This window comes from Niastella soli, from assembly GCF_017742245.1.
Classification (GTDB): domain Bacteria; phylum Bacteroidota; class Bacteroidia; order Chitinophagales; family Chitinophagaceae; genus Niastella; species Niastella soli.
This window is the reverse complement of record NZ_JAGHKO010000007.1, coordinates 1-11,271: the sequence shown is the minus strand read 5'-3', so window position 1 is coordinate 11,271 and position 11,271 is coordinate 1. Positions and strand designations below refer to the sequence as shown.

Here is an 11,271-nt window from a genome sequence, read left to right as displayed (position 1 = left end):
AACCAACGCCCTGCTGTTGTACAAACAACGCCAGCTGGTTGCTTTGTTCCTGTAGCTGCTGGTAACTAAGCTGTGTAGTGCTATCCACCACAGCTATTGCATCCGGAGTTTTGTTGGCCGCTGTTGCTATCAACTGCAGCACGGTGCCTTCTGTATCGGCTGCAAACAAGGAACGGGGGTGACTGAAATCTTCCAGCAACCGCTGTTCCTGTACAGGTGACAGAAAGCGTATGTCATCGATTTGCACGGCTGTGGAACTTATCACCTGTTGCAGTATATGTTCAAACTGTTCCCGTATCTGTAGTATGTACTGCTTTTGAAGCAGACTGGCATTGTATTTAAATTGAATCTCGATCCCCTCGCCTTCTGTAATAACCACGGTCAATGGATAATTGGTGCGTTCATGGAACTGAGCGCTCTGTACATCCAGTGCCCATTTACGGGAAGATAGCACACCACTTACCGGGTAATTCTCAAACACCATGATGGTGTCGAATAAGTCGCCACGAACACCAGTATAGGATTGTATTTCATGTAGTCCGGAGTATTGATAACGCCTGCTTTCCAGTTGTTCAGCCTGCAATTGCTGCAGCCATTGTTTAACAGACTGATCTTTGTTGAACCGCATCCGCAATGGTAATGTGTTTATGTACATGCCCACCCGTTGTTCAATTGCGCCGAGGTCTTCTGGTCGCCCGGCAACGATAACGCCATAAGTGATCTCCGGCTGACCAGTGTAACGGTACAATAGGTATGCCCATACAGCCTGCATCAGGGTATTAATGGTTATTCTGTTGCCTTGCACAAAAGAGGCAATGCGCTGGCGCATTTCTTTATTCAGCACTAACCGGCATTCACCCAGCCGGCCTATTCCTTTGGTGCGTTCTGCGCCGGGGGATATCCAGGGCAATAACGTAGCTGGTCCTCCACTATGGAGGTACTGCCGCCAGTATGCTTCCTCCCTGAATGTATCACGTGCTGCGATATACTTTATATAATCTTCATAACGATCCTCGGCCGGTACATCTATATGCGCATTTTTCAATAATTTCTCATATACTTCCAGGAACTCCTGCATAATAACGGGGGTCGACCAGCCATCCATCAGGATATGATGAAAGGTCCAGATCATATGGAAGGTTGTATCGGACAAACGCAGGAGGCTTATACGCATCAATGGAGCCTGTTTAAAATTGAACCCTTGCGCATGATCCAGCTGCTCATATTTTTTCACCAGTATTTCCTGCTCTTTCGTACCGGCAGCCCTGTAATCGACCTCATATACCGGTACTTCAACAGTACGGTGTACAGCTTGCACAGGTATATTGAATGCATCATAGTAGAAGGATGTTCGTAAGATGGTATGATGGCGGCAGAGGTAACCCCATGTTTTTTTAAACAGCTCTAGCTCCAACCCCGACTTCACGGTACAGGTAAACTGCTCCACATAATTCTCCATTTGTTCTGCATACAGACCGTGGAACAACAATCCTTTCTGCAACCCGCTAAGCGGGTACAGTGCCTGGATCTGCGTCTTTCTGGGCAGGCCATTTTCTTCTTCATCCATAAAACGAAGTAATTCCTGGTACGATACAGCCATCTGTAATCCATGATCAGAAGGTGTAGTGATACTTTCTGCAGGTGGTACGGCTACGCAATGATCGATGAGTTGTTCGAGGTGCTGGATATAAATTGCTGCCAGCTGTTGGATCGTATGGTGATGGTAATGACAGTCGCTAAAGCTCCATTCTATGATCAGTTCGCCCTGGTAGATCATACAGTTAACGGCCATCTTATTAAATGATACATTGTCGTCATCGGTTCCAGTTCCCCGCCCTTCGGTGGCGGCACTGAACCAACTTGTATTACGCATCACATGGTCTAACTGCCCCAGGTAGTTGAACAATATCTCCCACTTATCATTGCCCTGTAGCGACGGCGTTTTATTAATATATTTCAGCACACCGTATCCCAACCCTTTGTCGGGCGTTTGGCGCAATTGTTCTTTTACATTTATCAACCATTCATCATGCAGGTCTTTACCGGGCGCCTGCAGCAACAAAGGATACACCGTAGTGAACCAGCCTATTGTTCGGGTCAGGTCGATATTATGGGCGATCGTTTCCCGGCCATGGCCTTCCAGTCCGATTAAAATGTTCTTTTCTGCTGACCATTCACATAATGTGCGGGCCAGCGCACTTAACAACAGGTCATTGATCTCGGTATGATAGGCGCGCGACACATCCTGTACCAACTGCCGTGTATGCAGGGCATTTAATGTAACGCGGCAGGTGCGCATATCTTTTTTACGCAGTACTCCCGTGAAAGTTTTGTCAACAGGCAATTGCGGTACGGCGTTGTTGAGCCTTTCCCAGTATGGTTGTTGTGTTAAAAGCCGGGGGCCTTTGCTGTACTCCACCAGTACTTCATACCACTGGCGGTAAGAAGTGCTTTTGACGCCGAGGTCAGGTGTTTTCCCTTCCTTCATTTGCGTAAGCAATACTTCGAGGTTATCCAATAAGATCCGCCAGGATACACCGTCTACTGCCAGGTGATGGATCACGATCAGTAAGCGATTGTGCGTACACGATGCAGGCATGCGGAATAATACCGCCCTTATCAGTTCACCGGCTGTAATATTTAAGCTACGCTGTACTTCTTCTGCCATGGCAGCTATTGCATCGGCAGCCGCCTCTGGCGTTTCTGCAGCCAGGTCATACATCCTTAATTCGGGCATATAACCGCCATATTGCTGGGTGTAACCGGCTGTTGTTTGCGAATAACTGAACCGCAAGGCGTCATGATGTGATGCCAGTACGCGAAAGGCATTATTCAGTTCTTCGCCTATAATACTTTTGTCTATCTGCAATAGAATTTCCTGGTTGTAATGAGAGGCGTTGGCATGCTCCTGCTCCAGGAACCGTCGTTGGATCGGCAACAGGCCGCTGTCGCCAGTCAATATCCCCTGTTCAGTGGTCACTTCTGCTATAGCAGACGCATAACCTGCTATTACGCTGTACAGTTTACTGATGGTAAGGTGTGAGAAAAGATCACCCACCTGTAACATATAGCCTTGTTTCCTGGCGCGGCTTACTACCTGGATGGCAATGATGGAATCGCCACCCAGCTCAAAGAAGTCGTCGTGTATGCCAACACGCTCAACCCCCAACAGGTCCTGCCAGATGGTTGCCAGGGCGTGTTCAATCTCATTTTCGGGTGCTCCGTAGGTTTCACTGCTGGTCCTGATTATTTCCTGTTGCGATAATTTTTTGCGGTCTACTTTGCCATTTGTTGTTAAAGGGATAGCCGCTATCGGTGTCAGTATTGCGGGGACCATATACTCTGGTAACTGGCTGCGCAATGCCGTTATTACCGCTTCCTGGTCATAGTTATCGTCTGTTACGATGTAGCCTACCAGTTGTTTGTTGTGTTGTTCGTCTTCATGTACCACCACTACTGCCTGTTGCACGCCTGTAGCCTGTTGCAGGATGCTTTCTATTTCGCCAAGCTCGATGCGGTAGCCCCGGACTTTTACCTGTTCATCTTTTCTGCCTAAAAATTCAATATTACCATCCGGCAGCCAGCGGGCCAGGTCACCTGTGCGGTATAGCCGGGCATTGGGTTCATTGCTGAATGGATCGCTCGTAAACCTGGCTGTCGTTAGCGTTGGTTGATTCAGGTAACCGCTGGTTACCTGCGCACCGCCAATGTATAGTTCACCTGTTACTCCTACAGCACAGAGGTTTTCGTACTTGTCAACTATGTATACAGCCGTTCCGCTCAGGGGACGGCCAATAGGTAATGTTTTGTTCGCGGGCAGGGCATCCCCTTGTGCATGGCGGTACTCAATGGCCGTTACCGTCGTTTCTGTGGGGCCATATTTATTGTAAAAATCTACGTAGGCACTCCATTTCCTCACCAGTTCGGTACTACATACATCTCCGCCGCTGATAACCCGCTTCAGGCCGTTGTACGCACCCGGTCGTAAAGTATTCAAAAAGCCAGGTGTGGCATGCAGGTGGGTAATTCCTTCCTGCATCAATAAGGCTTCCAACAGCGCAGTTTCCAGCCGTTCCCGGTTACCGGTGAGCACCAGTACTGCACCATTCAACAGGGCTAAAAATATTTGTTCTACCGAGGCATCAAAGCTATAATTGGAGAACTGAAGGATCCTGTCTGTGTTATCAATGCCAAAATAAGCGCTCTGGCAGTTGATGAATTGTACCACGGAGCCATGTGGTACCATCACGCCTTTTGGACGGCCGGTAGAACCGGATGTGTAAATTACATAAGCCAGGCTTTGGGTATTTATAGCAGCATCCACTTTCCTGTCTGGCAGAAGCGAAAAGACGGTCTCTTGCTCATCAAGGCAGATGGGTATTGCATGGCTGTCTTGTAACAAATGAACATAATTACTATGGGTGATCACTAGCTGGCAATTGCAGTCGTCGATCATATATTGAAGACGCTCTTTTGGATAACCGGGATCGAGTGGTACATAGGCGCCACCGGCCTTCAAAATACCCAGTATGGAGCAGATCAATGCGGTGCTACGGTCAAGACAAAGACCAACGAGACTTTGGCTGCCAACACCCTGTTGTTGCAGGTAACGGGCGATCTGGTTACTGCGGGCATCCAGCTGGTGGTAGCTCAGTTGCTCCTCGCCAAATACCAGCGCCGGGGCGTCGGCACACAGTTGTACCTGCTGTTCGAACAGCTGTACAAGCGTTGTTGAGGCGGCCACCATATTTACCGGTCCATTATAGCTGAAGCGCTCCAGCAGTTCCTTTTCTGCTGACAGGTCCAGCAAACGGATCTCCCCTGTATTGGCCACACCATCCACCAGTTGCAATAAAATATGTTGAAATTGATCTCTTATCTGTTTTGCATAATAAGTGTCGAGTACCGCTGCATTGTACCGGAATAAAATATCGATCTCGTCATTCTCAGTGATCACAATATTCAAGGGGTAATTGGAACGCTCGTCAAAAACGGTGTCCTGCACCTGCAGCGACCATTTCTTTTCTGCAATTATTTTATTTACAGGATAATTTTCAAACACCATGATGGAATCGAAGATATCTCCCCTGATGTCCGTCCACGATTGGATGTCGTTCAATCCGGCATACTGGTGCTTTCGGCTTTTTACCTGCTGAGCCTGTAACTGTTGCAGCCAGGTTGTGGCAGACTGGTTACCGGTGCAGGTATATCGCAACGGAAGGGTATTGATGTACAATCCCACCCGCTCTTCTATATCGGGTAATTCTTCCGGTCGCCCTGACACCACCACACCAAACATCACCTCATCCTTGCCGGTATAGCGGCTTAACAGATACGCCCACACACCCTGCATCAGGGTATTGACGGTGATGCGGTGCTGCCGCGCATACTGCTGAATGGCGTCAGTTTGCCGCACATCCAACCGAAGGGGTTCCGCGAGATGGGTACCCACGCCCTTGGTCCTTTCGGTTGAATGTATAAACGGCAGTAAAGTCGCGGCCTCTATCCCATCCAGATAGTCACGCCAGTACGCTTCCTCTGCAAACCGGTCGCGGCGGTTAATATATAGTATGTAGTCTTCGTAACGATCTTCTCGTTGTGCAGGTGCAGACAGGCCTGCCAATAAGCTCTCATACACTTCCAGAAATTCACGCATCACTACAGGGGTCGACCATCCATCCAGCAGAATATGATGAAAGGTCCAGATCATGCGGTACCTGTTATCGGAAAGCCGCAGCAGGCTGATGCGCATCAACGGCGCCTGACTGAAATCAAAACCCTGTTCCCGGTCGTGCAGTTCGTAATCGGCAATCGCCTGTTGTTGTGCTGTTTCGCTTTTATTACTGAAATCAATTTCTTTTATATCGGGGGCTGCATGGGCAAATACGCATTGCACCGGGATATTGAAGTTGTCATAATAGAATCCCGTACGCAAGATGCTGTGACGACGACATAACTCAGCCCAGGTGCTTTTAAATACTGCGGGGTTCATGCCACCTGTAAAGGTACAGGCGAACTGTTCGATGTAGGCTTTTACCTGTTTGTTATACAATCCATGAAAAAGCATGCCCTGTTGCAAGCCGCTGAGCGGGTATAAGGAAGCAATCTGCTGCCTCCGGGGTTCCGCTTCCATAAACCGCTGTAATTCGGTGTAGGTAACAGCAGCCTGAAGACCATAATCTGAGGGGGTGCCTATCTTTTTTCCGGCAGGCAGTTCTATGCAATGCTGGATCAGTTGTCGTAAGCTGGTGATATGGTCCATGGCCATCTGATAGACGGTCGAAGGCAGGTAATGCAAGCTGCTGTAGTGCCATTCTATCTGTAATTCCCCCTTATACACCATGCAGTTAATGATGAGTTTTTCGTGTACGAAATTGTCATCGTGCACCGATGGTCCACGGGCTTCAGTGGCGCTGCTGAGCCACTCGCCAGAAATGGCGTTATCAAGCTGCCCCAGATAGTTGAAGGCTATTTCCCATGGCTCGCTGTTTTGCAAGGCATCGGTCTTGTTAATGTATTTAAGAACACCATAACCCAGTCCTTTATCGGGCACCTTACGAAGCTGTTCCTTAACGCTTGCCAGCCAGTCACCTTCTTCATCACGCGCGGGAGCCTGTAACCATACGGGGTACTGGGTGGTAAACCATCCTAGTGTGCGGGTAAGGTTTATACTGTCGTTGATCTGCTCTCTTCCGTGCCCTTCCAGACCAATGAGTATGTCTGCGGCGCCACTCCAATTGCATAGGCTGCGGGTTAAACTGCTCAGCAGTACATCATTTATTTCAGTGCGATATGCACCCGGTACGTCCTGCAACAATTGCCTGGTATACTCCTGGTTCAGGGATATGCGGTGCATACGCATATCTTTTTTGTGCACCATGCCATCATAAGAAGTATCAACCGGGAGGCACGATCTTACCTGCTGTATCTTTTTCCAGTGATCCGTTTGCGATAATAACCGGTTGCTTTTGCCATACTGCACCAGCGCGTCATGCCATTGCCGGCAGGAACTGCTTTTGAGTACGGTATCGGCTGGCAGACCGGTTTTCTTACGGGTGATCAGCATATCAAGATCTTCCAGCAGTATGCGCCAGGATACACCATCTATTGCCAGGTGATGCACCACGATCAGCAGCCGGTTGTGCTTGCTCCAGATGGGCATGCGTATTAGTACCGGCCTGATCAATTCGCCCGCTTCAAGGTTCAGGCTTCCCTGTACTTCTTCACCGATCCTGCGGATGGCTTCGGCAGCCTCCTGCTCTTCGTAGTCGACCAGGTCGTACATCCGCAGTTCGGGCATATAACTTCCATACTGCTGATGCCAACCATCGTTGGCATTTGTATAGGTGAACCGTAATGCATCATGATGGCCTGCCAGTTGGCGGAAAACATCATTCAGTTCATCGCCGGTAATACTTTTATCGATCTGCAGCAACACCTCCTGATTATAGTGGGCGGTTTTGCTATGGCCCTGCTGCAGGAACCATTGTTGAATAGGCAACAGACCGCAATCACCCCTTAATATGCTTTGCTCGGAAGCCGTATCTTCCAGCTCATTGTTCTGTGATAATATCAGTTCGGACAGCCTGCCGATAGTTTGGCATAAGAACAGATCATTTACCCGCAACGTATGCCCCAACTTCCTTACCCGGCTCACTACCTGAATAACAATAATGGAATCGCCGCCCAGCTCAAAGAAATTGTCGTGGATGCCTATTTGATCTACCCCCAGCAGGTGCTGCCAGATGTGTGCCAGCGATCTTTCCAGTTCGTTGCGTGGCGCGGCATAGGCCTGTGTAGTGATATTGCTGATGGGTTGTAATGATAATTTTTTGCGGTCTACCTTGCCATTTGTTGTTAAGGGGATAGCCGCTATTGGCGTCAGTATTGCGGGGACCATATATGCTGGTAACTGGCTGCGTAGTGCTGTTAGCGCTGCTTCCTGGTCATAGTTGTTGTCGGTTACGACGTAGCCTGCCAGTTGTTTGTTGTGTTGTTCGTCTTCATGTACCACTACTACTGCCTGTTGCACGCCTGTAACCTGTTGCAAGATGCTTTCTATTTCGCCAAGCTCGATGCGGTAGCCCCGGACTTTTACCTGTTCATCTTTTCTGCCTAAAAATTCAATATTACCATCCGGCAGCCAACGGGCCAGGTCACCTGTGCGGTATAGCCGGGCATTGGGTTCTTTACTGAATGGATCTTTTATAAACTTTTCAGCTGTTAGTTCAGGGTGGTTCAGGTAACCGCTGGCTACCTGGGCACCGCCAATGTATAATTCACCTGCTACACCTACAGCGCAGAGGTTTTCGTACTTGTCAACTATGTATACAGCCGTTCCACCCAGGGGACGGCCAATAGGTAATGTTTTGTTCGCGGGCAGGGCATCCCCTTGTGCATGCCGGTACTCGATGGCCGTTACCGTCGTTTCAGTGGGACCGTATTCGTTATAAAAATCTACATAGCGGCTCCAGCTTTTTACCACTTCCCGGCTGCATACATCTCCCCCTGCTATTACGCGGCGTAGTTTGTATGCGGCAGGTCGTAAAGAATTTAAAAAGCCAGGTGTGGCATGCAGGTGGGTAATCCCTTCCCGCATCAATACGGCTTCCAGTAGATCTGTTTCCAAGCGTTCCCGGTCTCCGGTGAGCACCAGTACCGCACCATTCAACAAGGCTAAAAATATTTGTTCTACCGAGGCGTCAAAGCTATAGTTGGAGAACTGAAGGATCCTGTCTGTGTTATCAATGCCAAAATAAGCACTCTGACAGTTGATCAGTTGTACCACGGAGCCGTGCGCTACCATCACGCCTTTTGGACGACCGGTAGAACCGGATGTGTAAATTACATAAGCCAGGCTTTGGGTATTTATAGCAGCATCTACTTTCCTGTCTGGCAAAAGCGACAAGACGGTCTCTTGCTCATCCAGGCAGATGGGTATTGTGTTGCTGTCTTGTAACAAATGAACATAATTACTATGGGTGATCACTAGCTGGCAATTGCAGTCGTTGATCATATATTGAAGACGCTCTTTTGGATAACCGGGATCGAGTGGCACATAGGCGCCACCGGCCTTCAAAATACCCAGTATGGAGCAGATCAATGCGGTGCTACGGTCAAGACAAAGACCAACGAGACTTTCTCTGCCAACACCCTGTTGTTGCAGGTAACGGGCGATCTGGTTACTGCGTGCATCCAGCTGGTGGTAGCTCAGTTGCTCTTCGCCAAATACCAGCGCCGGAGCGTCGGCACACAATTGTACCTGCTGTTCGAACAGCTGTACAAGTGTTGTAGGGGCGGCAGTCTTATTTACCTGTCCATTATAGCTGAAGCGCTCCAGCAGTTGCTGTGCTGCTTCAGCAGTCATCAGTTTGGCAGCACCGGCAGGTTGTTCTATATCGGTCACCATCGCCTGCAATAACTGCTCGTAATGCTCCAGCAGTCTTTGCATAGTGGGGCCTTCAAACAGATCGGCATTATAAACCGCTGTTAATTCAAGCCCCTGCTCTCCTTCTGCTATACTCAGATTGATCTCGAACTGCGCGGTTAATTGATCCGCCGGCTCCTCCTCGATCTGCAGGTTACCAAAAGGCATCGGCCCGGCAGCAGGCGTATTCTGCATTACAAACCAAACCTGGAACACAGGATGGCGGCTTCTGTCCCGCTCGATCTCTATGGCCTCTATTATCTTTTCAAATGGTACATCCTGGTGTTCGTGTGCCTGTAAAGTGATATTCTTTATTTGCTGCAGTAAGTCGTGAAACGTTTTCGCCCCATCTACTTCACTGCGCAGCGCTACCGTATTAATTAAGAACCCGATCAAACCCTCTATCTCCTGGTATTGTCTGCTGGCCACCGGCGTTCCCACGCAGATATCGGTTTGCTCACTGTAGCGATGCAGCAATACCTTGAAAGCAGTCAACAGGGTCATGAAGAGGGTAACGCCTTCCTGCTGTGACACCGTGAGCAATCCTTCATGTATTGATTTATCGATCTGGTGATGCACTACTGCTCCCCGGATGCTTTGTTCAGCCACCCGTTCATAATCTGTAGGCAGCTCCAGTGGTGTTACACCTTGTAACTGTTGTTTCCAGTATTGTAGTTTATTGGCTAATACTTCTCCGGACAGGTGCTTTCTTTGCCAGATGGCGTAATCGGCGTATTGAACGGGTAGTGCGGGTAATGTTATGGTTTGGTTTTGCACTTTACTGCTGTAGAGCTCACTCAACTCCTTCATCATGATAGAGATCGACCAGCCGTCAAAGGCGATGTGATGGATCACCGTTATCAGGATATGGCTGGTGGCTGTAATCTCCACCAGTATTACCCGAAGCATAGGATCGGCCGACAGATCAAACGGACGCAATACCTGGCCGCGGATATACTCATCCAACGTAATACCCGATAACAGGATCGATGCCCGTGTAGTTTGCTCCATCAGCCAGTCATTGCCAGGCTGCACCTGTTGGTATCCAACACCATCCTGTTCATTGATCACCGTACGCAGCACTTCATGGCGTTGAATGATTTCTTTAAAGGACGCTTCGAGGGAGGAAGCGTCTAATATTCCTTCCAGTTTAAATACAGCTGGTATATGGTATTGCAGACTGCCCTGAAGTCTGTCGATAAACCAGAGCCGTTCCTGTGAAAAGGATAAAGGAATGAACTCAGGACGCGAAACGGCGCTGATGCCGGGAATGGCATTGACAGCCTTACTTTCTACTACCAGGGCTGCTAAGGAAGCCAGTGTCGGATGTAAAAAAATATCCCGCACCTGAATTTCCCTGCCCAACAGTTTCCGGATTGCAGCGCTTACCCGCATGGCCATTAATGAATGGCCGCCCCTTTCAAAAAAATTATCGTGGATGCTGACCTTGTCAATGCCTAGCAGTTGCTGCCAGATTGCTGCGATGGACCGCTCTGTTTCGTTTCTGGGTGCTTCATAGTTTGAGCTGATGTCAGCGCTGATGTCCCATTCACTTAACCTGCGGCGGTCTATCTTTCCATTCGCTGTCAGCGGCAGCTCTTCCAGGGCTACGATCACCGACGGTACCATGTATTCAGGCAAACGGCTGCGTAGATACTGCAATGCCTTTTCCTTATCCCATCGATCACTGCTCATTACATAGGCCACCAGTTGTTTGTGCTGCTGCGCTTCTTCTCTTATCACAACTACAGCCTGTTGTATACCTGCAACCTGTTGCAATACTGATTCAATCTCGCCCAGCTCTATTCGGTATCCCCTGATCTTCACCTGTTCGTCCCTTCTGC

Annotated in this window: 1 protein-coding gene; it reads right to left on the bottom strand. The window is 49.1% G+C overall.

Annotated features, from left to right (window positions below; genetic code table 11):
• On the bottom strand, positions 1-11,271 hold an 11,271-nt coding region (locus tag J7I42_RS24255), incomplete at both ends, for a non-ribosomal peptide synthetase (RefSeq protein ID WP_209141472.1).